We start from the raw sequence: 25,999 nt of genomic DNA on the forward strand, positions 1-25,999 counted from the left end.
AAGCTGTGGCTAAAAATTAAATTAATCTGTCGGCATACATTTTTTTCAGTTTCTGCACTTTTGGATCAATTACAATCTGACAGTAACGCGCATCCTGATTGTTGTTGTAATAATTTTGATGATCTTCTTCTGCTTCATAAAATACTTCAAAAGAAGTCAATTCAGTTACAATTGAATCTTCGTAAAAAGGCTTTACTTCCTGAAAAACTTTTTCTGCAATTTCTTTTTGTTCCAAATCATGATACAAGACAATCGAACGATATTGAGTTCCAACATCTGCACCTTGACGATTCAGCGTTGTAGGATCGTGGCTTGTCATAAATATAAAAATCAAATCGTGATATGAAATTATGTCAGGATCAAAAGTGACTTGTATTACTTCAGCATGTCCGGTTCTGCCAGTACATACTTCTCGATAGGGTGGATTCTTAATAAAACCACCAGAATATCCTGATTTTAAAGATTTTACTCCATTTAATCGCTGAATCACAGCTTCAATACACCAAAAACATCCTCCACCAAAAGTGGCTGTTGCTAAATTTCCCATAGAATTTGTATTGTTTAAGTTTCTATTGTCCCATTAATCCGATAGAATATTATGATAAATTACTAAAATAATGCGTATTTAGTTAAATATACTAAACGGTTATGTAATATTTGAAGTTTACAATTGATAAATTCGCAATTTTATAAAAAAGCCTTTATATTTGCATTCAAACTCTCACTGTAATGAATAGCAAAAATAGTACCATCACTCTAGAAACTTATTTTCAGGATTTTCGTAAAAATATTGTTGGCATAAATCAAGAATTTACTTCGCCTTATGGCAAAAAACAAATCATTTATACGGATTGGACTGCCAGCGGAAGGTTATATCGACCTATAGAAGAGAAACTTTTGAACCAATTTGGGCCTTTTGTTGCGAATACTCATACTGAAACTACTGTGTCAGGTACTGCCATGACAAAAGCATATCATCATGCCAGACATATTATCAAGCGTCATGCTAATGCTAATCAGGATGATGTTTTAATTACCGATGGCACTGGAATGACTGGCGTTATCAATAAATTTCAGCGTATTTTAGGATTGAAAATTCCTGAAAACCTTAAAAGCTGCACGACTGTTCCGGCTGAGAAAAAACCGATTGTTTTTATCTCACATATGGAGCACCATTCCAACCAAACGTCTTGGTTAGAGACAATTGCCGACGTTGAAATTATTCCGTCATGCGAAAAAGGGCTTTTCAGTCTTGAGCATTTAGAAGAACTTTTAGAAAAATACAAAGACAGAACAATTAAAATTGCTTCGATTACTTCATGCTCAAATGTTACGGGATTAAAAACTCCTTTTCATGAAGCAGCAAAATTGATGCACCAATATCATGGTGTGTGTTTTGTAGATTTTGCCTGTTCAGGACCTTATGTAGAAATAGATATGCATCCTGCAGATCCTGAAGCGTATTTAGATGCTATTTTCTTTTCACCGCACAAATTTTTGGGCGGACCTGGAACTTCAGGTGTTTTGATTTTCAACAAAAAATTATACAATAACATGATTCCTGATTGTCCTGGCGGAGGAACGGTAAGCTGGACAAATCCTTGGGGCGAACATAAATATATTGATAATATCGAAGATCGTGAAGACGGTGGAACTCCAGGATTTTTGCAAGTTATAAAAACAGCTCTTGCAATTGAACTGAAGGAAGAAATGGGAATTGAAAACATTTTGCAACGCGAACATGAAATTGTTGATTATGTTTTTAACGAATTAGAACCAGTTGATAATATCAAGATTTTAGCTGGACAGCATAAAGACAGGCTAGGTGTTGTTTCATTTTTTATTGAAAATCTTCATTTCAATTTAGGTGTAAAATTACTTAATGACCGTTTCGGAATTCAAACTCGTGGGGGATGTAGCTGTGCAGGAACTTATGGACATTTTTTATTACATGTTGATCAGGAAACTTCTAACAAATTGGTTAATGAAATCACGATTGGTGATTTGATTAAAAAACCGGGATGGATCAGAATGTCAATTCATCCGACTACGACAGATGAGGAAATTGCATATGTATGCACAAGCATTAAAGAATTAGCTGAAAACCATGAAACTTGGGCTTTGGATTATTCTTATAATAAAAATACAAACGAATTTATCCATAAAAATGCTACGTCGTTTGAAGATGAATTAGTAGAAAGCTGGTTTAAATCTTAAGAATTTTTAACGGCAATCCCGATAGCTATCGGGAGCTACGAATTACGCGAATTACGCAAAGTTTAATAAAGTAAACCCGATAGGTTTTTAAAACCTGTCGGGTTTTATTGTATAAATGAGTTTGTTGTTTCTCATGAAAATGAAATTTCTCGTTTAGCCCCGATAGAAGTGAAAATCCTTTTGTACTGGGGTTCAGTACAAAAGATTGTAACGGATAGCGGGACTTGACTTGAATTGAAAACAGATTTTTCTGCTCCTTAAAATTAGGATTACATTATCAATCGGACTCCGCCGAGATCTGAAACTCGGTACGAAAATTTATTTCCAGGCGAGGCAATGAACATGAAATTTTTTGGGATATTCCATTTTTTAGAAAGTTCGTCAATCATTTCGGGGCCAAACTCTCCTTTTATTTCTAGATATTCGATGTCGATATCGTCGTACGCTCGGTCTAAAACTTCAAGATCTTTTTTCAAAGCATTATTGCTTGCTTCGTCTTTTTTGACATGAACAATTTTAAGTTTTTTGGTTGTTTCATTATTTTCAACATATTGCAAAACTTTGTTCAAAATTGCAATATCATCGCCTTTAGTAAAAAAAACAAATTCCTGCGAATTAATTTTTAGGCTTAAATTTTGGAGATAACGATTGCTCAAAATGACCATACGCCGCAATGGCTGATAAAAATATTCGAGCGCTTCAATCAAAAGCTTAATCAGAATTACGCGATTGAGCATGATTCCGATAAAAATCAAGGAAGGAATCATGTATTTTAAAAACGTATAAAACGAATGAATATTTAATTCCATGTTTCCAATAAAGGCTGCAATTACAAAAATAACTGCTGTTACAACTGCAATTCCGCGGGCGCGTTCAGGCCTAGGAAGTTTTCGGCGTTTGAATTTCAATAATAAATTCCCGATTCCGAAGAGTGCCATTACTGCCAAAAATGAAAATGTATAAACTCCAGCGAGTGATTCTAAATGTCCTTTTGTAGCAAAAAGCACTGAAATACAAAGAATTAAAAAACTAATTACGATTCGGTAATGAGAACCCCTTTTATTTTGTTTTAGGAAATAGTTGGGTAGAATTCTATCTAATGTCATTCGGTTTAATAGTCCCGAAACACCTACAAATGAAGTTAGTACAGCTCCGCATAAAACTAGAACAGCGTCGATAGAAATTAACCACGCCAACCACGAACCGCCGGTAGTTTCACCTAAATGTGCCAAGAGTGATTCTTTGTTTTCGCCAACTTCGGTAAGCGGAATTACACTAATCAATAAAATGGCAATTACTGGATTAAAGAAGCTGACAATGGCCCACATATTACGAAGTGTTTTTGGAAAAATTCCCTGTTCTTGTTCTTCGACAAAATTTGCTGAACTTTCAAAACCTGAAATCCCGAGCATTGCGGCAGAAAATCCTAGAAAAAGAGCTGTTTTAATACTTCCTGTTGCAAGAGGAGTTTGCCAATTTACATGGAAAGTTTCTAGTCCATTATAAAGCAAAAACCAAACGGACGCCAAAACTAGTAAAGTCAAAGTTGTAATATGCGTAACAAAAATGATGACGGCAACGAACGCTGATTCACCAATTCCTAAAATTGCCAGACAAGTAAATAAAATTAAGATAACAACTGTTGCAATGGTAATGTTTAGGCCTTCAAAAATTCCATGCAAGTAATGCATACCTTCGGAAGCCGAAATTACGGCAGTTGCCATATAAGATAAAACGGTTAAGGTCGCTGCAACTGATGCCAACCGCTTTGTTGAAGTATTTAGCAATACATTGTAAGCACCTCCGTTTAAAGGAATTGCGCCAACGACTTCGCCATAAATTTTTCGAAATAAAAATAAAACAACCGCTACAATTAGGAGAGAAATCCATGCATATTGTCCGGCATATAAGATAGTGAGCGCTGAAACATAAAGGCAAGAAGAACTAATATCGTTGCCACAAATGGCTGTTGCCTGTAATTGATTTAATTTTTTGTGTATAACTTCTTTCATGATTATTCAAGATTATAACATGATTAACTTTATAATAAATGGCAACAAAATAATTAAAATCTTTATATGCTCGCGGTTTCTGTAATTTTAAGAAACTTTATTAATATCCAGTTAATCTGAATTTTGAATATTCAGGTTAAGAAGGTTATTTGGCTTGCTGAAACTTTTTAAGCGATAGGAGAGCCTGTTCTTGAATTTTTTTATGAAAAAATCCTGTCCAACCCAACAAAAGTCCAGTAATACCAAAGGCTTGTTTTGACCATTTCCAAACGTCAAAATTATCAGTGTGCTTAATAATAAGTCCGTCTTGAAACACAAACTCTGCGGAAATAGTATTAACTACATTTCTATTGGTTTTACTAAAATTGTAAGTTGCTACCCATCGCGCAGATCCTGTAAAGTCATCGGCTTTGATATTTGAAAATTCAATTTTAATATTGCCTTTGCTTTTTAAAAGCAGCATTTCCCACATTTTTGAAACTTGCTCTTCTTTTAATAATCCAAAAGCAGGATCAATAAAATGAACTTTTGGATGGTAGCATTCGCTCATTGTTTTGGCATCGGCGTTGGCAAAAGCGGTATAGAATTTTGCAATTAAATTTTCGTTGGCGTTCATGTAGATTTTAATTAAAGTATAAATATAAGATTTATTATTCTAAGTCTTTTCTTTATAAAACGCTAATTTCTTTAGCAGTATCGAAAGTCTTTTTCGATTTATCGTAGGCCGTTGAAAAATAAGAGCTTCTGTTAACAGCTGTAAAATATCCGGTTTGATTGCCAAATGAATTTGAACTACCCGCAATTATAAAGCGAATTGCCTGAATATCTGTTTTTTTTAGTTTGATCATTTCTGCCGGAGTGAAGTAATAATAGGCAGTTGTTTTTCCGTCGGCACTTTCTTTTATATTTTTATCGACGCAAGGAATTACATCACCATTTGCTAAATCAACATAAACGCCACCCGAAATTCGGGCCTGATTATTTGCTGTCGCAATAGTTAATTTTAAAACACCACCTTTTTCTGTTTTTGCAACCTGAACATTAGTTTCGCCGGAGAAAGCATATTTTTCGCAAATAAAAATATAATTCTGTGTTGCCGGATAAGGTTTTGAACCTTTTATACTGATAGTTTCCTGTGCATTGGCAAGGCTTGCCATTAAAAATAAGAAGAAAAGCGGTAATTTTAAATTCATATATTTCCTTTATTATTCGTTTATTTTCGCATCAAATTTTTCATCCCAATCCATTGATTTTATGGCAGAAATCAAATTGTTTTCATCAACAAAAATCCTTAGTTCCTTGTTGGCTACTTTTTTGGAATACAAAGCATGATAGCGGTAAATAACTTCTTGCTTGGTTTTATAAACGCCGTCTAATTTCAAATCAATAAAATTACCATAATACTGTCTAAATTTTGTACAGGTTTTAGTCAGTCGTTCTTCAGTCGTGTTTTCCATAACTGATTTTGTAACTTCTGTTTCATTAAATGGTTTAAACTTAGACGTATTGCAGGTTTCTAAGACACGTTTGCCTAATTCGTACGCTTTTTTTTGCTGGTTCGAATTAATTTCTGAAACTGCGACTTTCTTAATTTTCAAATCGTCAGTATCTCTACTGACTGTTTTTGATTTGCATCCAATAAGCAACAACAAACATATAATCAATCCTGCTTTCTTCATAACTATTTATGTTATTTTTAATAATAAGTTAGGGTCGGGACAATTTTCTATATAAAAATTGAGATCATTTGAATTGCAGACTCCAGGATAATCTCCCCAAAAATCTTCGATATCTTTGATAATCTGAAAATGAACATGAGGTGCGTAATCACCATTTACAGCTGCATTTCCGAGAGTTGCAATTTGTTCTCCTTTTTTAAAAGGTTTCCCGACACTTAATCCCTCTAAACTTTCTAACGATAAATGTCCATATAAAGTATAAAATTTTTCATTTTGAATTTCATGTTCCAAAATAATAGTCGGGCCATAATCGCCCAGTCCAACATTATTTTTAAAACTATGAACTTTTCCATCCAGTGCTGCCAAAACAGTTGTTCCAACTTTTGTCCATAAATCAAGACCAATATGAATATTGCGTTCTGGAATAGAATCATTTCTAAAAATAGTACTCCTTTTATATAATGTACGACCTTCAATATAACCGCCAAAAGCAACTTCAGCGTTGTTTCTTGACAAATAATCTGAAATAAAAATTTCAAATTCGGCAGCATTCTCCGGCCGGATATCCATTAATTCTTCATTGTTGGCAGATAAATCCAAAGGTAAATACTTTGAAAAATCAATACTAGAATCGATAATTTTAGTAGGCGGCAAGGCGTTTAAAATGGCAGAAAGGGGTTTCATAAAAATAAAAATTAAGCTACTTTTTTTATAATAATTAACTCATTGTGAACCTCAATGCGGGGTAGCATTTTTGAGGAAAACAATTTAGTGTTTATTTCTGAAATGTACTTCCTATTTCTTACATTATGTGCTTCGTCTAAAATCATGGTATTGAAAAGCACAAAACCGTGATCTTTTAACAGAGAACAAACTCGTTCACTAAAAAAACGTTCAAACAGGAAATTTGGCATTTTGATATCTTCAAAAATATCAATTATGATTAAATCGTATTGATCTTTTGTTTTTAAAACAAACTCAAATGCATCATCAATAATCAATTCAAGCTGTTCAATTTTACTTAAATTAAAATATTGATTCGCAATCTGAATCATTTCAGGATCAATTTCAACTCCGGTTATTTTTCCTTTATAATCAATTTCGTCTACTAAAGTTTTTATAACGCTGCCACCAGCAACTCCCAAAACCAAAATATGATTCATTTTTAAAATAGTATCGTAACCAATATTTCGCAAGCCATACCTTAATATGCGTTGTAGGCTTCCATAAGAATAATTTGTGTTTTCAGAATCTAAAACCAATTCTCCATTTGCCCAAGTAACTTCAATTGTTTTGCTTCGAGCCGATTTTTTTTTGAATATTTTAATTGGAATTATATAGCTGAATAATTTTTGAATCATTTTATAAGGCTTTTACTCAAAAATACATTTTAAATCTGTTATTTTTGCAGAAATAATAAAATTTTAATGAAAAAACAGCTATACAAATTCATCTTTTACAAGCTAATGGGCTGGAAAATCAAGGGATTCGAAAATGCAGAGGTTAAAAAATGCATTTTGATGGTTATGCCTCATACCAGTAATCACGATTTTTACATTGGACTTTTTACTCGCGGAATTTCTGGACTGCAAATGAATTGGGTTGGAAAAAAGGAATTATTCAAATTTCCTTTTGGTTATTATTTTAGAAATGTTGGAGGCGAACCACTTGATCGTTCCGGCGGATTGAATAAAGTTGATTCGATAGCGGCAATTTTTGACCGCAAGGAAACTTTTCGTTTGGCCGTTGCTCCAGAAGGAACCCGAAAAGGTGTTACAGAAGTCAAAACTGGTTTTTATTATATTGCACTTAAAGCAAATGTTCCAATTGTTCCCGTTGCTTTTGACTGGGGAAAGAAAGAGGTTAATTTAGGAAAGCCTTTTTACCCTACGGGAAATTATGAAGCTGATTGGGAAATTTTAAAACAACATTATAAAGGAGTAGTTGGAAAAATTCCTGAAAACGGGTTGCAAGTTTAAAATTTGAATGTTTTTTCAAACACGTGAGAATCGCTTAAATGAAAAATAATTTTAAAAATTTTCAAATACGCGATTTTTTTGAATCATGGTACATAGGTCTTGAATTTACCGTTTTTATAAAAAAAGATGATTTTTTCGACTTCATCTTCATCCAGATTAAAAATTGTATTTTTTATTGAAGATGTACTTTTGGTTTCTACTTTTTCTTTTTCTGGATTGATTTCAGAAAATAAATCGATCGTATTGAAATTTTCATTTGATGAAGTAGGGGCGATAGTTTTTTCAATTTCTGAAATTGCTCCAAATTGTAAAGTTGATTCTTCATTACTTTTTGGGAAATTTCCTTTTCCATTCAGCAGCCAATATATATCTACATCTGGAAAAACTTCAATAATTTTCATGACAAAATCAAGGCTTGGTTTATTTCTGCCAGATAGGAGATGAGACATACTTGAGCGTTGAACTCCAATTTTATCAGCAAATGAAGAAGCGTTTATCCCATAATAATCCAATATAATTTCAAGTCTTTTTACAAAATCGTCGATGTTTACCATTGTAAATTATTTTTAAAAATCATCTAGTTTACAAATGTAATAAAAAAGGATTATATAAACAATTATACAGTTGTAAAATATAAAATTAGGGTTATTTGTATTAGATAATAACTTTACATAGGTTTATGTAACTTGTTGAAAATAAGTGGTTATTAATTTAAGTGCTTAAATTATAACATTTGTTAATTCAAGACTTTAGAATTTATTTGAAATAATGCTAATCCCTGTTTACAATTCTGAATTATTAACAAAATTCGAAGTTTACAATTGTAAAAATAAAGATGTTTACTTTTGTAAACAAATCAAAAGGCAATGAATTTAGAAGAATTATTTAACCAGAACAAAGAAGAATCCATCTCAGGTCGTTATCTGACTTTAGATCACATAGAACCTTTATTGAACAAATTAAATACAGATAATCAAGTTTCAGTAATAGGCAAATCAGTTTTAGGCGCACCTATATATAGTTATCAAATAGGCACAGGAAAAACACGCATTTATCTTTGGTCCCAAATGCACGGAAATGAAAGTACAACAACAAAAGCGCTTTTCGATTTCATTAATGTACTTAATAACGGATCAGTGTTTGCTCAAAAAATGCTTAGTACTTTTACTTTTTACAGCATTCCTATACTAAATCCAGACGGAGCGAAGTTATATACCCGTGAAAATGCCAATAAAGTTGACTTGAATCGTGATTCACAGAATTTGACTCAGCCGGAAAGCAATATTTTAAGGGAAGTTTTTGAAACATTTAAGCCGGATTTCTGTTTTAATCTACACGATCAGCGAACTATATTTGGAGCAGGAGAAACAGGAAAGCCAGCAACAGTATCGTTTTTAGCACCATCATTTAATGAAGAAAGAGATGTAAATGAGAATAGATTAACGGCTATAAATTTGATTGCAGGAATTAATGATGAATTGCAAAAATATATTCCTGGACAAATAGGACGTTTTGATGATTCTTTTAATATTAATTGTATTGGAGACACTTTTCAATTTTTAGGTGCACCGACAATATTATTTGAAGCAGGACACTATGCAGGCGATTACAATAGGGAAATCACGCGAAAGTTCATATTTTTCTCACTAATTACGGCGTTTAAACTCATCTCCGAAAACGATTTAGTTGATAATAGAATTAATGATTATTTGAATATTTCACAAAATAAAGTGGTTTTTTATGATTTTATGTATAAAAATATCAAAATAAATTATGATGGTATCGAAATTATTACGAATTTTGTCGCACAATACAAAGAAGAATTGATTGAAAATAAGATTCATTTTAATGCTTACATCGTTGAAGCAGGAGAATTAGAAAATTATTTTGGACATTATGAATATGACGCAAAAGGCGCAATTTATTCAGATGAATATGATAATTTTCCGAAATTGAATCAAAAAGCAGATTTTTATTTAAATAAAAATATTAAATTTGTTAACGGGTTGATAAAAAGTTAATTTTTATGTGAATTTGTTGTTTTTTATATATATTTTTATACTTTGTAATAGCAATTAGTAATATTAATTAAAGAATTATGAGTAAATTTCGTTTAGATGAAGTAGATCACCAGATTTTAGATATGTTAATAGACAATACGAGAGTTCCGTTTACTGACATTGCAAAAAAACTATTGATATCTGCTGGAACAGTACATGTTAGAGTAAAAAAGATGGAGGATGCCGGTATCATTATGGGATCTTCACTAGCCTTAGATTATGATAAATTAGGGTATTCATTTATTGCTTATGTGGGTGTATTCCTTAATAATACGTCTCAAACTAAATTTGTATTAGAGCGAATCAATCAAATTCCATTCGTAACAGTAGCTTCTGTAACGACAGGTAAATTCAATATTTTTTGCAAGATTAGAGCAAAAGATACTAAACACGCAAAAGAAGTTATCTTCATGATCGATGATATCGAAGGTGTTTACAGAACAGAAACAATGATTTCATTAGAGGAAAGTATAAACGATAAGAAGCGTTTGATGCATACTATTTTCAAAAATATGTAATATTTTCTTGAATGCTATATTATAAAATATAACCTCAAGTTTATTCTTGGGGTTTTTTTATGACCTATTAACCAACCAACTACACAACACAATTATGTACACGTTACCAAAAATTGAACGTTTTAATCAGGACGTTCTCTCTAAATACTACATTTATAATAGTGTTTTTATAACATTGCCGTTTGATTCTATTGATAATACAGGAGTTTTGCTACCGTTATTTACAGAAACTTGCGAAACTGGATTTAAAAAACAAGAAACACCTAAAGAGATTTTTGATTTTTTCTCAAATAAATTCCTTAATAATGCTTCTGAAACTGAAAAAATCGATTTAATGTTTCGATTTATTCAATATATAGAACGTCAAATTGTATTATTTGATGCGATTGAAGACGCAGCCTTTCCTGAAGTTAATAATATGGAAGGACGTGGTTCTCTTCGCGACATTAAAGAAAAAACGGATGCAAAAGAAAAAGATGAGGAATTAATTGAATTTTTAGAAAACTTCAATGTGCGTACTGTTTTGACAGCGCATCCAACTCAGTTTTACCCTGGTCCTGTATTAGGAATTATAAATGATTTGACAGAAGCTATTCGTCAAAATGATTTATTGCAAATCAAACAATTATTGGCGCAATTGGGTAAAACACCATTTATTCAAAATGTAAAACCAAATCCGTATGATGAAGCTGTAAGTTTGATTTGGTATCTGGAGAATGTTTTTTATGCAACTTCTGGAGAAATCGTTCATTATTTACAGAAAAATATCCTTGGCGGAAACGCGATTCAAAATCAATTAATCAAACTTGGATTCTGGCCTGGAGGAGATCGTGACGGAAATCCTTTTGTTACAACAGATATTACTTTGAAAGTTGCGGATCGTTTGCGTACTTCTATTTTAAAGTGTTATTATGTTGAAATGAGAAACTTAAAAAGAAAGCTAACTTTCTCAGGAGTAGATACTTTAGTAGCTGAACTTGAACATAAACTTTATCGTTCTGTATTTTATTCTAAAGGTGAAATTTTCATCACTTTAGATGAATTATTGACGCAGTTAAACAAAATTAGAACTATTATTATTGAGAAACATCAGTCTTTATATTTAGATGAATTAGAAGCGCTGTTAGTAAAAATAAATTTATTCGGTTTTCATTTTGCTACTTTAGATATCCGCCAGAATAGTAAAATTCATAACGCTGTTTTCAAAGATGTTGTTAATTATTATTTGAATTCAGGTTCTGATATTTTTCCAAAAAATTACTATGAACTTAATGAAGATCAAAAAATTGATGTTTTATCAAAAGTAAAAGGTAATTTGAATCCGAGTGATTTCGAAGATGAAATTACAAGATCAACTTTAGAATCTGTTCAGGCAATTAAAACGATTCAACAAAATAACGGAGAAGAAGGCGCTAACAGATACATTATCAGCAACAACGAAAGTGCTTTAAACGTAATGGAAACTTTTGCAATGATTCGTTTAAATAATTGGGAAAATCCATCAGTTGACATTATACCGCTTTTCGAGTCAGTTGATGATTTGCAGAATGCACATGCAATAATGGAACAATTGTATACAAATCCGGAATATTCTAAACATTTGCAGGCAAGAGGAAATAAGCAGACTATTATGCTTGGTTTCTCAGACGGAACGAAAGATGGTGGTTACTTGATGGCCAACTGGAGTATCTATCAGGCAAAAATTTCATTAACTGAAATTTCAAGAAAATACGGAATCAAAGCTATTTTCTTTGATGGACGTGGTGGACCTCCTGCACGTGGTGGTGGAAAAACACACAAATTCTACGCATCTCTAGGACCAAAAATTGAAAATAACGAAATCCAGATTACAGTTCAAGGTCAGACGATTAGTTCTAATTTCGGGACTTTAGATTCGTGCCGTTATAATATTGAGAATTTATTGACTGCCGGAGTTACAAATCAGGTATTCAAAAAAGAAGAAAACGAACTAAGTCCAGAAGAGACGCAAATTCTAACACAATTAGCGACTTTAGGATATGATAAATATTTGAGTTTTAAAAATCACCCGAAATTTATTCCGTATTTGGAAAAAATGAGTACGTTGAAATATTACTCAAAAACTAATATTGGAAGCCGTCCATCAAAAAGAAGCAAATCCGAATCATTAGATTTTGCTGATTTAAGAGCGATTCCGTTTGTTGGTTCTTGGAGTCAATTAAAACAAAATGTTCCTGGATTTTTTGGAGTTGGATCTGCTTTAAGACATTTTGAAGAATCTGGACAATGGGAAAAAGTAAGCGATCTATATCATAATTCGTTATTCTTTAAAACTTTGCTTGAAAATAGTATGATGTCATTGGCAAAATCATTTTTACCATTGACAGCATATATGAGAAAAGACCCTGAGTTTGGTGAATTTTGGCAAATTATCTACGATGAGTTTTCAGAAACAAAACGTCTTTTATTGAAAATTGCCGGTCATAAAACATTAATGGAAAATTATCCTGATGGTATAGCTTCAATTCAGATAAGAGAGCGTATTGTATTGCCATTGTTGACAATACAACAATATGCATTGTTAAGAATTAATGAATTGAACAAAGAAGAAGGCAACGAGGATTTGATTAAAGTTTATGAAAAAATCGTTACTCGATCACTTTTCGGAAATACAAATGCAAGTAGAAACTCAGCTTAAAAATTAAAAACATGAATGCAGATCAATTATTAGATAATGAATATTCGGGTGGATTTGCTACTTATATTCGTGAAGCTGGAAATGTAAATCTAATTGAAGAATTGGAAATTTCTTTACATGATTTTATCCGATTTGTACAAAACATTCCAATGGATAAATTTGACTATCGATATGCTGAAGGAAAGTGGACAATCAAAGATATTATTCAGCATATTATAGATTGTGAGCGTATTTTTGCTTATCGAGCATTACGTTTTTCAAGAAATGACAAAACACCTTTGCCAAGTTTTGAAGAAAATGATTATGCTGTTAATACAGATTCAAACAAAAGAAGTATTCAGGATTTATTGACTGAGCTATCAGCCTTAAGACATTCAAATTTATTGTTTTACAAAAGTTTATCTGAAAAACAACTTAAGAGAATTGGAACCGCTTCAAACAATCCAATTTCAGTTCGTGCTTTAGGTTTTGCAATAATCGGGCATCAAAAACACCATCAAAAAGTTTTTGAAGAAAGATATTTATAAACGTTATAAAACTAAAATCCTGTGAAGAAAATTTTCACAGGATTTTTTATTTAAACTTGTTGTGTTTGATTTTTTCGTTCTATGATAGCCAAACCAAAACGAATTTTATCATAAGACATTTTTTCTTCAAAATAATCGAAATAAGGTTTTAGAGCATTTGGCTTCTCTAATTCTATTTGAGCTTTTTGAATTTTATTGATTTCTTTTTCAGAAACGAATTGGCTTAAATCTAAATTGTGCCCATCAACATATAATTTTGCTAAATGTGAAATTACAGTGGTTTGGCTGATATTTCTTCTTTCTGCGATTTCTTCAACAGAAATTCCGTTTTCAAATAATTCTAAAGTTTTTTTATAAGTACTGTCTTTTTTTTCTTTTTTAACAACTGACTTATTTCTTTGAAATTGCACTATTGCATTAATAAATTCCGAGCCATATTTTTCTAACTTTACTTTTCCAACTCCTTCAACAGCAAGGAATTCATCTTCACTCATTGGCCGCAAAAGTTCCATTTGTCTTAAAGCAGCATCACTGAAAATTACATAAGCAGGAACTTCTTCTTCTTTTGCAATTTCATAACGTAGTTTTCTAAGTGTTTCAAAAAGAGAATTTTTAACTGCTTTTGCTTTCTCTTGTTTTATTTCATTTTTGTCAATTACTTTTTTGACAACCGTTGTCAGTTTTACTTTTTCACCATCAAATAAAACTTTTTTAGCAAAAGGGGTAAGGAGAATTTTATTATGTTGATGAAATGCAATTTCGCAATAACCTAGATTTATCAATTGAATTAAATATTGATTCCAATCGTACCAAGATATATCAGCGCCAATTCCGTACGTTTTTAGCGTTTGATAATTTTTTTCATAGATATACGCGTTTTTCGAACCTCTTAAGAAATCAACAATTACCGCTAATGGTTCAGATTCCTGTAAACGTTTAATTGCTGACAATGCTTTTTGCGCGAGAATCGTCCCATCGAAAAAAGTTGGCGGATTTTTGCAAATATCGCAGTTTCCGCAATTCTCAGTTACTAATTCACCAAAATAAGAAAGCAAAATTTTTCTACGGCAACTTACAGCGTCTGCATATTGCTTCATACGATCTAGTTTTGCAAGCTGGATATCAGAATTCAATCCTTCAGATGCAAATTTTTGTAGCTGAATCACATCGGCATAACTTTCAAACATCACAGTTTCAGCAGGTAAACCGTCACGACCTGCACGACCAATTTCCTGATAATAACCTTCAATGTTTTTTGGAAGATTATAATGAATCACCCAACGAACATTTGATTTATCAATTCCCATTCCGAATGCGATAGTAGCGCAAACCACCTGACAATCATCATTTATAAATTCATCTTGAGTTTTTGCTCGTATTACATTATCTAAACCAGCATGATATGCTTTTGCAGTAATTCCGTTTTTGACTAATTTTTCAGCAAGCTCTTCTGTTGTTTTTCTACTCAAACAATAAATAATTCCAGATTCATTTGGTTTGTTTTCTACAAAATCAATAATCTGTTTTACACGATCTAAAGCTGGTCGAACTTCTAAACTTAAATTTTTTCTATCGAATGAAGCAACAAACGTTTTAGGATTTTTTAAATTCAGCTGTTTTGTAATATCAGTACGAGTTGCTTTATCAGCGGTTGCTGTCAAAGCAAGAATTGGAGTAGAAGGGAAGCGATTTTTCAAATACCCTAAATTTGTGTATGCAGGTCTAAAGTCATGACCCCATGAAGAGATGCAATGCGCTTCATCAATGGCAATTAAGCTGATTGTCAATTCATTGAAAATAACATCTAGATATGACAAGCTTTCTGGAGCAATATAAACTAGTTTAAAAGTATTTGATTTTAAATTATCTATATAGAATTGTTGTTCCTGTGAAGATTGACTACTATTAATATAGCAAGCAGAAATTCCGTTTGTTTTTAAACTATCAACCTGGTCTTTCATCAAAGCAATTAAAGGAGAAATTACAATTGTAATCCCTGGTAAAATAAGAGCTGGTAATTGAAAACATATTGATTTTCCACCACCGGTTGGCATAATTGCAAGTGTATCTTGACCAGAAAGGACTGTATTGATTATTGTTTCCTGGTTTGGTCGAAACTTTTCAAATCCAAAGTTTTCTTTTAGTTTGGCGTGTAGTAATTCGTTAGTCATATTGCAATTAGGTTTTAAATAATAAAATTAAAGAATTTTCTTTCAAATTATGATTGTTTTTTAAATTATTATTTAAAGAAAAAAGTTTATTTAGAGTAATAAAAAAAGGAACTCAAATCTGAGTTCCTTAAATTTATTTTAAAAGATATAGATTAATCTTCATCATCTTCATCGTCGTCGTCATCTGCGATATCATCTTTATCTTCGTCATCGTCCTCGTCATCACCACCGTCAGTATCTGGTTTGTCTTGGTTATCATCATCATCGTCATCATCAGCTGCATCATCATCAAGATCAAGTCCTTTTACTGGTTCGATTGTATCAACATCCAGATCAATATCATCATCTTCGTCGTAATTTTCAATTCTGTCAGCAAGTTTTGTACTGATTTTTACTAAATAAATAGTGTCTTCGGTACGAACTTCAACAGCTTCTACCAATTCGTTTTTAGCGTTTCTAAAACGGATAACATCCGAATCATCATAACCATCAGGAAATTTTTCAACCAAAAGGTTTAAAATTTCATTTGTCAGTTTGGCGTAGTCTACTATAACTCTTTTCATAAAATATCCTATAAATCTAATAAATATGCAAAAATTAACGGAGCAACAATTGTAGCATCCGATTCGATAATAAATTTAGGGGTTTTGATGTCTAATTTACCCCAAGTGATTTTCTCATTTGGAACTGCTCCAGAATATGAACCATAACTAGTTGTTGAATCAGAAATTTGGCAGAAATAACTCCAGAACGGAACATCATGCATCTCCATATCTTGGTATAACATTGGTACAACACAAATAGGGAAGTCTCCAGCGATACCACCACCAATTTGGAAAAATCCGATACCATTACTGCTGTTTTTTGAGTACCAATCAGCTAAGAAAGTCATGTATTCAATACCTGATTTCATTGTTGAAGCTTTTAACTCACCTTTAATTACATATGAAGCAAAAATGTTACCCATTGTACTGTCTTCCCATCCTGGAACGATGATTGGAAGATTTTTTTCAGCTGCTGCATACATCCAGCTGTCTTTCAGATCAATTTCGTAATATTCTTCAAGAACACCTGATAATAACATTTTGTACATGAATTCATGTGGAAAATAACGTTCTCCTTTATCATCCGCATCTTTCCAAATTTTGTAGATGTGTTTTTGTAAACGTCTGAAAGCTTCATGTTCTGGGATACAAGTATCTGTTACACGGTTTAATCCTCTTTCAAGCAATGCCCATTCGTCTTCTGGTGTCAAGTCACGGTAGTTAGGAACTCTCTCATAGTGAGAATGAGCTACTAAATTCATGATGTCTTCTTCTAGATTGGCTCCAGTACATGAAATAATTTGTACTTTATCTTGTCTAATTATTTCAGCGAAAATTTTACCAATTTCTGCTGTACTCATAGCTCCAGCCATACTTACAAGCATTTTAGCACCATTAGCTAATTGTTGCTCGTATTCTTTAGCTGCATCTACAAGAGAAGCAGAATTAAAGTGTAAATAATGTTTTTCAATAAACTGACTGATTGGTCCTTTCATTTCCTCGTTTTTTTTGTTTTTTTTTGAATTAAAGATTTTAACCTCTTTCTGCTGTATGCAAATTAATCATTTTTCAAATATTAACATTTAATTTGCAATTATTTTTTTACATTTTTTTCTTGTATCCTAAAATCTTTAATACATCATCAGAAGTTTGTTGTTCTGAGAAAACTTCTGTTGCCAGAATTCCGTTTTCATCACGATCAATTAAAATATGTTTTGGCTGAGGAATCAAACAGTGATGTAAACCTCCGTAGCCTCCAATTGTTTCCTGATACGCACCAGTATTAAAGAAACCAATATACAATGGCTTTTCTTTGTTGTATTTAGGCAAATAAATGGCGTTCATATTTTGCTCTGAGTTGTAATAATCGTCACTATCGCAAGTCAAACCACCTAATAAAACCCGTTCGTAAGTATCATTCCAGCGATTGATTGCCAGCATAATAAAACGTTTATTTATAGCCCAAGTATCAGGCAAAGTTGTAATGAACGACGAATCGATCATATTCCATTTTTCTCTATCATTTTGTTGTTTTTGATACAAAATCTGATAGATTGCACCGCCGCTTTCACCAACTGTAAATGAACCAAATTCTGTAAAAATATTTGGGACATCCACTTCAGCTTCTTCACAAGCAATTTTAATTTGATTGATAATTTCATCAATCATATATTGATAATCATATTCAAAAGCAAGCGAATTTTTAATTGGGAAACCACCTCCAATGTTCAAACCATCCAGAGTAGGGCATTCCTTTTTAAGTGCAATGTATACTTTGATACATTTTACAAGCTCATTCCAGTAATATGAAGTATCGTTTATTCCGGTATTAATGAAAAAGTGAAGCATTTTAAGCTCTAATTTATCATTTTCCTGAATTTGTTTTTTATAGAACGAAACAATATTTTTATAACCAATACCTAATCTTGAAGTATAAAACTCAAATTTAGGCTCTTCCTCAGCAGCGATACGGATTCCAATTTTGAATTTTCCTTTAATTTCGCCCTGAAGCAAATCAAGTTCTTCGTAATTGTCAATAATCGGAATAGTATTTTTATGTCCGTTATTAATTAATCGTGCAATATTGCTGATGTACTCGTCTCTTTTAAAACCATTGCAGATAACGTATGTACTTTTGTTGATTTTTCCGTTTTCCAACAAATTCTCAACAATATTAACATCAAATGCAGATGAAGTTTCAATATGAATGTTATTCTTAAAAGCTTCATTCATAATGTATTCAAAATGAGAGCTTTTTGTACAATAGCAATAGTAATATTTTGCTTCGTATTTATTTTTTTCCATTGCTTTTCTGAACCAAGATTTTGCCTTGTTGATGTTTTCAGAAATTTGAGGTAAATAAGTAAACTTTAAAGGTGTACCATATTGTTCAACCAATTTCATCAAATCGATATTATGAAACTGAAGGTTGTCCTTGTTTAGTTTAAATTCCTCTTGTGGGAAATAGTATGTTTGGTTTATTAGATCAGAATATTTTGTATTCATTTAATTTTCAATATTTTAATTTGTATTTAAATTTAGTAAAAACGGCGCTAAATCTAAAATTCAAACTCTAATATTGGCAAAAATAATCGGCAGTTTTTCGTGCTCGGCTTTTGAACATAAGAAAACATCAAAACAAAACGGACTTTTACTATTATAAAAACGGTTCAGCATTCTTAATAAAGAACTGTTGAGTCTGTTTCTGTAAGAGCTGAAATGTCTTTGTTTTCTGTTTGTTTTCATCGAGGCAAATGTAAAAAATAATATATACCTAAAGCAATGCTTTTGATTAAAAAATATTTAAGATTTATAATCTTGAAACGCTTCTAGAATTAATTTATTTTCAACCGATTGGTTAATTTTTATCTTTCCGATTCCTTCAATTAGTGCAAATTGAATTAAACCGTATTCATTTTTTTTGTCATGAATCAGCAATTCTAATATTGGATCGATGTCATTTTCATTAAAAATAATGTCATCATAAATCCCTTTAATTACGGTTTTGATTTCTCGATATTCTTCTTCAGAAATTAAATTCTTCTTTAGTGAAATATAACCTTCTAGAATCATTCCTGCAGCAATCGCTTCTCCGTGTAATAAAGTTGTTTTTTCTTCGCTTTCTAAAAAATAACCTTCAATCGCATGCCCTAAAGTATGACCAAAGTTCAAAGCTTTACGAATGTTTTTCTCTGTTGGATCCTGAATAACAATTTCATTCTTAATCTCAACTGAACGATAAATTAATTGATCTAGTTCATCAAAAACGATTGATTTTAAATCTGAGAATTGTCTCCAATAAGGCGCATCATAAATTAAACCGTGTTTTAACATTTCAGCTAAACCGGAACGCATTTCGCTTTGTGGCAAAGTTTCTAAATATTCGGTATCGATAAGTACCATCTGCGGAACATTAATTACACCAATCTGATTTTTAAGATTACCTAAATCAACACCTGTTTTTCCACCAACAGAAGCATCAACCATCGATAACAAAGTAGTTGGGACATTTATAAAATTAACTCCTCTTTTAAACGTAGAAGCAACAAATCCACCCAAATCAGTAACGACACCACCACCAACATTAATCACAAGCGATTTTCTATCAGCTCCTAGTTCTGTTAAAATATTCCATATTTCAATACAGGTTTCAATATTTTTATTGGCTTCTCCTGCTTCAAATTCAATAATTTCAATTGCTAAATCTGTTTCCAACATTGGAATAAATTTAGGAAGACAATGTTCATTTGTCTGATCATCAACGATTATGAAAATGTTTGAATATTTATTTTCTTTTAAGTGTTTATTTAAGGCTTCATATGCATTTTGGTTGAAATGCACCAGATAGTTATTCGCTTGTATAGACTTCATAATTTCTTTGGTTATTTGAAAGCGCAAAAATAAGGCATTTTAAGCTAAATAATATTCAAACTTTACCTCTAATTTGTTTTAAAATGAATCATTCTAAATTGTGTATTTCTGGATTTTAATCAGAATCTAAAAGAAGCAGTAAAATTTTACTTCATAATTTAATATTCGTTTTTTCTATATTGATGATTTAGAAAAATTTCACACGATTTCGTAAAGAATATTCAAAACACTCTATATCTTTGCATAAAAACTAAACTTAATGGAAAAAATATTCGATAACACTCAAGTTGCATTTTCGCTAAAGAGTGATACAGAACTTGATAGAGCTTACTTTCTTTTTAAAATGATTGACAGTGAACCGCTTGTAAGAATTGGAACAGCTGTAACAAATTTTGCAATTAAAGCGCACCTTCCTGTTGAAGGATTAATTAGAGCAACTGTTTTTGATCACTTTTGCGGTGGTGTAAATGAGAATGACTGCCTTACTGTAGTAGACAAAATGTTTACTAAAGGTGTTTCATCAGTTTTGGATTATTCTGTTGAAGGAAAAGAGGAAGAAGAGCAGTTTGATGCCGCTTTAGAAATGACCTTAAGAACAGTAGAATTTGCTAAAGAACGTCTTGCTATTCCATTTGCTGTTTTTAAACCAACAGGTTTAGGTCGTTTTGAATTGTATGAGAAATTAGGAGAAAAACAAACTTTGTCTCCTGCAGAACAAGCAGAGTGGGATAGAGTAGTAGCTCGTTTTGACAAAATTTGCAGTGAAGCACACAAAAAAGATGTTGCGTTACTAATTGATGGTGAAGAAAGCTGGATGCAAGATGCTGCTGATGATTTAGTGACAGATATGATGCGCAAATACAATAAAGAAAAAGCAATTGTATTTAATACATTACAAATGTACCGTTGGGATCGTTTGGATTATTTGAAAAAATTGCATGATGTAGCAAAAACAGAAGGTTTTTATATTGGAATGAAACTGGTTCGTGGTGCTTATATGGAAAAAGAACATAAAAGAGCTGAGGAAAAAGGATATGTTTCTCCGATTTGTGTTTCTAAAGAAGCTACTGATGTAAATTATGACGCAGCTGTTCAATATATGCTGGAACATTTAGATAGTATGGCGATTTTTGCGGGAACGCACAACGAATTGAGTTCATACAAATTAATGGAAATGATGGCTCAAAAAGGAATTGCTAAAAACGACAACAGAATTTGGTTTGGTCAATTATACGGAATGAGCGATAACATTAGCTACAACTTAGCTGAAAATGGATATAATGTTGCAAAATACTTGCCATTTGGACCCGTAAAAGATGTTATGCCTTACTTGATTCGTCGTGCAGAAGAAAATACTTCTGTAGCCGGACAAACAAGCCGTGAATTATCAATGATTAAAGCAGAAAGAAACAGAAGAAAAGGAAAATAATTTTAGTTTTCCGTTTTCTGTATCAGTTTTACAGATATAAAAAAAGCTCCAATTTATTATTGGAGCTTTTTTATTGGGATTTATATTTTATTTTAAATTGAAATTCCTCTTATGAATTACTGAATTGAAGATTACTCAGATTTTTATAAATTCCGTTTTCAAGATTTATCAGTTCCTGGTGTGTTCCTTCTTCCGAAATTTTTCCGTTATCCAAAACAAGAATTTTATCTGCATTTCTAATAGTCGAAAGTCTATGGGCAATGATGATGCTAGTTCTTCCTTCCATTAAGACTTCTAAAGCTTCCTGAACTAGTTTTTCGCTTTCACTGTCTAATGATGATGTTGCTTCATCTAATATCAGTATACTTGGATTTTTAAGCAAAGCTCTGGCAATTGCAATACGCTGACGTTGCCCGCCTGATAATTTTACACCTCGTTCTCCAACTAAAGTTTCAAATTTCTCTGGGAAACCTTCTATAAAATTAAATGCGTTTGCTTGTTTTGCAGCTGCTATAATTTCGTCTTCGGAAGCATCTGGTTTTCCATATGCAATATTTTCTCTAATTGTTCCTCCAAATAGAATAACATCCTGAGGTACAATACTCATATTACCTCGAAGGTTTTCTAAGTCATAATCGTGGATATTTTTCCCATCAACTAAAATTTCTCCGTCTGTAATATCATAAAAACGCAATAATAAAGAAGAAATAGTAGATTTTCCTGCGCCACTTGGTCCAACAATTGCGATTTTTTGACCAAATTCGGCTGAGAAATTAACGTCTTTCAAAACCTGAACTTCTTTTCGGGATGGATAATGGAAGGCAACATTTTTAAACACTACATTTCCTTTGATTTTTTCTAGAGAAGACGCATGTGGATTTGCATTGATTGCTTCAGGAGTTTCTTCTAATAATTCAAAAACACGTTCTGTTGCTCCAACCGCTTTTTGAATTTGTGCATACATTTCGGCAATTCCACCAAAAGAAGCTCCGATAAAAGTGGTATAAAGAACAAAAGAAATCAAATCTCCGACGCCTTCAACTTCACCTTTTATAGTTAGTGTAATTCCGTACCAAACAACAGCAACAACACATCCGAAAAGACATAAAATAATAAACGAAGCAAAATAACCTCTATATTGACCGCCTTTGATGGCAATTTTTACGATTTCTTTGATCTTGTTTTTATAACGTTGAATTTCGTACCATTCATTTGCAAAGGCTTTAACATTGCTTATTCCTTGTAATGTTTCTTCAACAATTACTTGGCTTTCGGCAACTTTATCTTGTGTTTTTTTTCCGTATTTACGAATAAATCTTCCAAATATTACAGCGGCAACGGCAACAACAGGAACAATAGCCAACATCATTAAAGTCAATTTTGGACTGATACTTCCTAGAATTACGAACCCACCGATAATTAAAATAAACTGACGTAAAAATTCAGCTATAGTTGTTGTAAATGTGTCTTGTAATTGCGAAATATCAGCGCTGATTCTACTGTTTAATTCTCCAACACGTTTTTGAGAATAGAATGACATTGGCAATTTTACCAAGTTTTCATACAAAGCAAAACGAATGTTCGATAATGAATTTTCGGTAAAATTTACAAAAAGAGAAATTCTGAAGAAAGAAAATATTGCCTGCAATGTCAAAATTCCCATTAATGCAATGGCAATCTCATTTGCTTTATCAAGATCTTTGTTTGTAACACAGTCTACAAGCATTCCCATTAATTTAGGAAAGGCAAGGGCAGTGGCGCTGGTTAATAAAAGGAAAATCAAGCCAAGGAAAAATTTCCATTTGTGATTCTTGGCATATTTAAAAATTCGGAGTGCTTTTTGAAGGGAGTTAGAGTCTAATTTAGCTTTCGGTAAATCGTTTTCTTGAAATCTAGCCATTTGAATATACTATTAAGATATGCAAATGTATGATTATAGCAAGTGAATACAAAAGAATATTATGATTTAGAGTTTGTGTTTTCTCTTTTTAACTAATTTAAGAAAATGAAGATTTTTTTTAGCTTTTTAAATCACTGAAAAATAGCTTTCTAAATATTTTATTGAAATTATTTTTCATTTTTTTCTAGAAAACGCTTGCAAATACAAAATCTAGCTGTATATTTGCACTCGCAATCACGAAATGATAGCAGCCCAATAAAATAGGGCGATTAGCTCAGCTGGTTCAGAGCACCTCGTTTACACCGAGGGGGTCGGGGGTTCGAACCCCTCATCGCCCACAGAATTCCAAAAACTCCAAAGTCATTGATTTTGGAGTTTTTTGCTTTATATACTTCTATGAATTTTATTGTTTATATCCTATTTAGCGAATGCAAGAATAAGTTCTATATTGGCTATACTTCTAATTTAGAAGAAAGGCTTATTCGACATAATCAAAAGAGCAAAGGTTTTACAGGAAACGTCAATGATTGGAAAGTAGTTTATACTGAAAATTATGAAACCAAGGAACTTGCACATAAAAGAGAATTGCAGATTAAATCTTGGAAAAGCAGGATTAAAATTCAAGAATTAATTAAAAACAAAGATTAGCTCAGCTGATTCAGAGCATTCCGATTTCTCATCGGAAGTGGTCGGGGGTTCGAACCCCTCATCGCCCACCAAGAAACTCCTTAAGAAATTAAGGAGTTTTTTTATGCTTTTTTTCTAATACCATGCGATCCAAATATTTAATAAATTACAAAATTTGTTTAGATCAGGTACAAGACTGATTCGCCGTAATCAAAAGGATTGACTAGAGACGTAAATGACTGGAAAGTTATAATTAGTAAAAGTTACAAGACATCATTTTTTCGATTAAAAACTTTTACTAGCGTTAAGTTTTGCAGATAATTAACGTACTTTTGGTTTAACTAAAATGTTATTTATAAAACCAAAATATGAAAAAAATCATTGTAAGTATGTTTGTTTTAAGTCAATGTTTTAATGTACATGGACAATCGATTGATAAAATTATTACAAAAAAGGAAGTATCTCGTATAGAGAAAATACTTTCGGCTGATGATATGCAGGGTAGGAGAACTTTTACTCCAGGTATTGACAAAGCATCAGCCTTTATAGAATCAGAGTTTAAAAAAATTGGTTTGCAACCTTTCAATTCAGCACCGAATTACAGACAAGAATTTTCAATGACTGCCTCTAAAGCAGTTTCTTCAAAAATTACTATTGATGGCAAAGAAATAAATAATAATCAAGTTGTAACATTCTCATACCTTCCTCAAGTTTCTTTAACTGAAAAAAGTGATATTTCTATTGTAAAAATCAATAAAGGGGATAATATTGGCCAGAAATTTAATGAATATTACAAAAGCCCGAAAAACCTTTTGGTCTTAGTTGACCCTTCATTCGAAAAAGTTTTACCGAATATTCAACATATTGATCGAGTAACTGCTAATCCTGGAAACAATACAATTATGTTTGTTTTTGGTACTGTAGAAGCGACCACTTTTTCTGTTGAATTAACGAATACAATTTCCAAAAAAACATTGAATAATGTTGTTGGAGTATTACCCGGAAAAACGAAACCAAATGAGTATGTAATTTTTTCAGGGCATTATGATCATTTAGGAGTTGGCTCTCCCGAAGAAGGTGCGCCACATCCCGCAACAGATTCTATTTATAATGGTGCTAATGATGATGCCGCTGGAACAACAGCCGTAATTATGCTTGCGAAATATTTTAAAAAACAAAATAACAACGAGCGTACTATTATTTTTACCACATTTGTAGCTGAAGAAATAGGTGGTTATGGAGCCAAATATTTTTCTAAACAGCTTGAGCCAGAAAAAGTGATTGCGATGTTCAATATTGAAATGATAGGAACAGAATCTAAATGGGGTAAAAACTCTGCTTATATTACAGGTTTCGAAAAGTCGAATATGGGGCAGATTTTACAAACTAATTTAACAGGAACAAGTTTTACATTTTATGCAGATCCTTATCCAGATCAACAATTATTTTACCGCTCAGACAACGCTACGTTAGCCAGGCTTGGAGTTCCTGCTCATACCATTTCTACTTCAAAAATGGATAATGAGCTAACGTATCACACAGCCGATGACGAATTTGAAACGTTAGACATTGATAACATGACTCAAATAATAAAATCAATTGCAGTAAGTTCTTCTTCGATTATTAGTGGAAAAGATACGCCAACAAGAGTAAATACTACTCAATTGAAATAAAATAAGTAATTATGAAAAATCGAAAAGCACTGAAAATGATTGATTTTTAGTGCTTTTTTATTTTTTGGTAATGCAACCGATGAAAGAAGTTACTTAATAACGACTACGATTAGAG

The 25,999-nt window shown here is 32.1% G+C and carries 24 protein-coding genes and 1 tRNA gene; 10 read left to right on the top strand and 15 right to left on the bottom strand.

The genetic code is table 11. The features are described from left to right. Positions 1-16: 16 nt before the first annotated feature. Positions 17-547, bottom strand: coding sequence for a peptide-methionine (S)-S-oxide reductase MsrA (gene msrA / locus ACNFIH_RS00815; protein ID WP_426485069.1), 531 nt, complete (start codon positions 545-547; stop codon positions 17-19). 182 nt (positions 548-729) lie between these two features. Between msrA and ACNFIH_RS00820 the strand changes: the two genes are divergently transcribed. Then, positions 730-2,217, top strand: a complete 1,488-nt coding sequence (locus ACNFIH_RS00820) for an aminotransferase class V-fold PLP-dependent enzyme (protein WP_426485070.1) — start codon at positions 730-732, stop codon at positions 2,215-2,217. Between the two features lie 269 nt (positions 2,218-2,486). Here ACNFIH_RS00820 and ACNFIH_RS00825 read toward each other — a convergent pair whose 3' ends face one another. From ACNFIH_RS00825 to ACNFIH_RS00850, 6 genes are all read right to left on the bottom strand, one after another. Then, positions 2,487-4,229, bottom strand: a complete 1,743-nt coding sequence (locus ACNFIH_RS00825) for an APC family permease (RefSeq protein WP_426485071.1) — start codon at positions 4,227-4,229, stop codon at positions 2,487-2,489. 145 nt (positions 4,230-4,374) lie between these two features. Beyond that, entirely contained in the window at positions 4,375-4,845 is a 471-nt protein-coding gene (locus tag ACNFIH_RS00830; RefSeq protein WP_426485072.1) for a nuclear transport factor 2 family protein, read from the bottom strand. Between the two features lie 52 nt (positions 4,846-4,897). Beyond that, positions 4,898-5,422: a hypothetical protein gene (locus ACNFIH_RS00835; RefSeq protein WP_426485073.1), complete on the bottom strand. Its 525-nt coding sequence runs from the start codon at positions 5,420-5,422 to the stop codon at positions 4,898-4,900. Between the two features lie 12 nt (positions 5,423-5,434). Further along, positions 5,435-5,908: a hypothetical protein gene (locus tag ACNFIH_RS00840; RefSeq protein WP_426485074.1), complete on the bottom strand. Its 474-nt coding sequence runs from the start codon at positions 5,906-5,908 to the stop codon at positions 5,435-5,437. Between the two features lie 6 nt (positions 5,909-5,914). Further along, on the bottom strand, positions 5,915-6,592 hold the full coding sequence (locus tag ACNFIH_RS00845; RefSeq protein ID WP_426485075.1) for a peptidoglycan DD-metalloendopeptidase family protein: 678 nt from the start codon (positions 6,590-6,592) through the stop codon (positions 5,915-5,917). An 11-nt stretch (positions 6,593-6,603) separates the two neighbouring features. Beyond that, positions 6,604-7,269, bottom strand: a complete 666-nt coding sequence (locus ACNFIH_RS00850; RefSeq protein WP_426485076.1) for a spermidine synthase — start codon at positions 7,267-7,269, stop codon at positions 6,604-6,606. A 66-nt stretch (positions 7,270-7,335) separates the two neighbouring features. Here ACNFIH_RS00850 and ACNFIH_RS00855 point away from each other — a divergent pair, with 66 nt between their 5' ends. Further along, positions 7,336-7,887 carry a 1-acyl-sn-glycerol-3-phosphate acyltransferase gene (locus ACNFIH_RS00855; RefSeq protein WP_426485077.1) on the top strand — a complete coding sequence of 184 codons (552 nt, stop codon included), beginning with the start codon at positions 7,336-7,338 and terminating at the stop codon, positions 7,885-7,887. A gap of 83 nt (positions 7,888-7,970) precedes the next feature. On the opposite strand, the gene ACNFIH_RS00860 is transcribed toward ACNFIH_RS00855, so the two are convergent. Beyond that, the gene (locus tag ACNFIH_RS00860; RefSeq protein WP_426485078.1) at positions 7,971-8,441 is read right to left on the bottom strand and encodes a helix-turn-helix domain-containing protein; all 471 of its coding nucleotides are present in this window, start codon (positions 8,439-8,441) and stop codon (positions 7,971-7,973) included. Positions 8,442-8,753: 312 nt separating this feature from the next. Here ACNFIH_RS00860 and ACNFIH_RS00865 point away from each other — a divergent pair, with 312 nt between their 5' ends. The 4 genes from ACNFIH_RS00865 to ACNFIH_RS00880 all read left to right on the top strand — a co-directional run bounded on the left by ACNFIH_RS00865 (position 8,754) and on the right by ACNFIH_RS00880 (position 13,669). Further along, complete coding sequence (locus ACNFIH_RS00865; protein WP_426485079.1) at positions 8,754-9,908, top strand: M14 family metallopeptidase; 1,155 nt, start codon at positions 8,754-8,756, stop codon at positions 9,906-9,908. Between the two features lie 77 nt (positions 9,909-9,985). Next, entirely contained in the window at positions 9,986-10,465 is a 480-nt protein-coding gene (locus ACNFIH_RS00870) for an Lrp/AsnC family transcriptional regulator (RefSeq protein WP_007805990.1), read from the top strand. Between the two features lie 94 nt (positions 10,466-10,559). After that, positions 10,560-13,142 carry a phosphoenolpyruvate carboxylase gene (locus tag ACNFIH_RS00875; protein WP_426485080.1) on the top strand — a complete coding sequence of 861 codons (2,583 nt, stop codon included), beginning with the start codon at positions 10,560-10,562 and terminating at the stop codon, positions 13,140-13,142. 11 nt (positions 13,143-13,153) lie between these two features. Next, entirely contained in the window at positions 13,154-13,669 is a 516-nt protein-coding gene (locus ACNFIH_RS00880) for a DinB family protein (protein ID WP_426485081.1), read from the top strand. Between the two features lie 50 nt (positions 13,670-13,719). Here the strand turns inward: ACNFIH_RS00880 and recQ are convergent, their stop codons facing one another. From recQ to aroB, 6 genes are all read right to left on the bottom strand, one after another. Then, entirely contained in the window at positions 13,720-15,840 is a 2,121-nt protein-coding gene (gene recQ, locus ACNFIH_RS00885; RefSeq protein ID WP_426485082.1) for a DNA helicase RecQ, read from the bottom strand. Between the two features lie 152 nt (positions 15,841-15,992). Next, positions 15,993-16,403, bottom strand: coding sequence for a DNA primase (locus ACNFIH_RS00890; protein WP_426485083.1), 411 nt, complete (start codon positions 16,401-16,403; stop codon positions 15,993-15,995). An 8-nt stretch (positions 16,404-16,411) separates the two neighbouring features. Further along, positions 16,412-17,380, bottom strand: a complete 969-nt coding sequence (locus ACNFIH_RS00895; protein WP_035643712.1) for a deoxyhypusine synthase family protein — start codon at positions 17,378-17,380, stop codon at positions 16,412-16,414. A gap of 106 nt (positions 17,381-17,486) precedes the next feature. Beyond that, on the bottom strand, positions 17,487-18,890 hold the full coding sequence (locus tag ACNFIH_RS00900; protein ID WP_035643715.1) for a decarboxylase: 1,404 nt from the start codon (positions 18,888-18,890) through the stop codon (positions 17,487-17,489). A 60-nt stretch (positions 18,891-18,950) separates the two neighbouring features. After that, entirely contained in the window at positions 18,951-19,130 is a 180-nt protein-coding gene (locus ACNFIH_RS00905) for a hypothetical protein (protein ID WP_026728688.1), read from the bottom strand. Between the two features lie 57 nt (positions 19,131-19,187). Further along, positions 19,188-20,255, bottom strand: coding sequence for a 3-dehydroquinate synthase (gene aroB / locus ACNFIH_RS00910; protein WP_035643719.1), 1,068 nt, complete (start codon positions 20,253-20,255; stop codon positions 19,188-19,190). Positions 20,256-20,514: 259 nt separating this feature from the next. Here aroB and ACNFIH_RS00915 point away from each other — a divergent pair, with 259 nt between their 5' ends. Next, positions 20,515-21,684, top strand: coding sequence for a proline dehydrogenase family protein (locus ACNFIH_RS00915; RefSeq protein WP_426485084.1), 1,170 nt, complete (start codon positions 20,515-20,517; stop codon positions 21,682-21,684). 109 nt (positions 21,685-21,793) lie between these two features. Here the strand turns inward: ACNFIH_RS00915 and ACNFIH_RS00920 are convergent, their stop codons facing one another. Then, a complete protein-coding gene (locus ACNFIH_RS00920) occupies positions 21,794-23,584 on the bottom strand; it encodes an ABC transporter ATP-binding protein (protein WP_426485085.1) in 1,791 nt (596 codons plus the stop codon). Positions 23,585-23,847: 263 nt separating this feature from the next. On the opposite strand from ACNFIH_RS00920, the gene ACNFIH_RS00925 reads away from it, so the two are divergent. The 3 genes from ACNFIH_RS00925 to ACNFIH_RS00935 all read left to right on the top strand — a co-directional run bounded on the left by ACNFIH_RS00925 (position 23,848) and on the right by ACNFIH_RS00935 (position 25,884). Beyond that, positions 23,848-23,922 (top strand) — tRNA-Val (locus tag ACNFIH_RS00925). 25 nt (positions 23,923-23,947) lie between these two features. Further along, positions 23,948-24,232, top strand: a complete 285-nt coding sequence (locus ACNFIH_RS00930; protein ID WP_426485086.1) for a GIY-YIG nuclease family protein — start codon at positions 23,948-23,950, stop codon at positions 24,230-24,232. A gap of 347 nt (positions 24,233-24,579) precedes the next feature. Beyond that, a complete protein-coding gene (locus tag ACNFIH_RS00935; RefSeq protein ID WP_426485087.1) occupies positions 24,580-25,884 on the top strand; it encodes a M20/M25/M40 family metallo-hydrolase in 1,305 nt (434 codons plus the stop codon). Positions 25,885-25,999 lie beyond the last annotated feature (115 nt).

This window comes from Flavobacterium sp. 2 (genome assembly GCF_049949195.1).
Lineage (GTDB): Bacteria > Bacteroidota > Bacteroidia > Flavobacteriales > Flavobacteriaceae > Flavobacterium.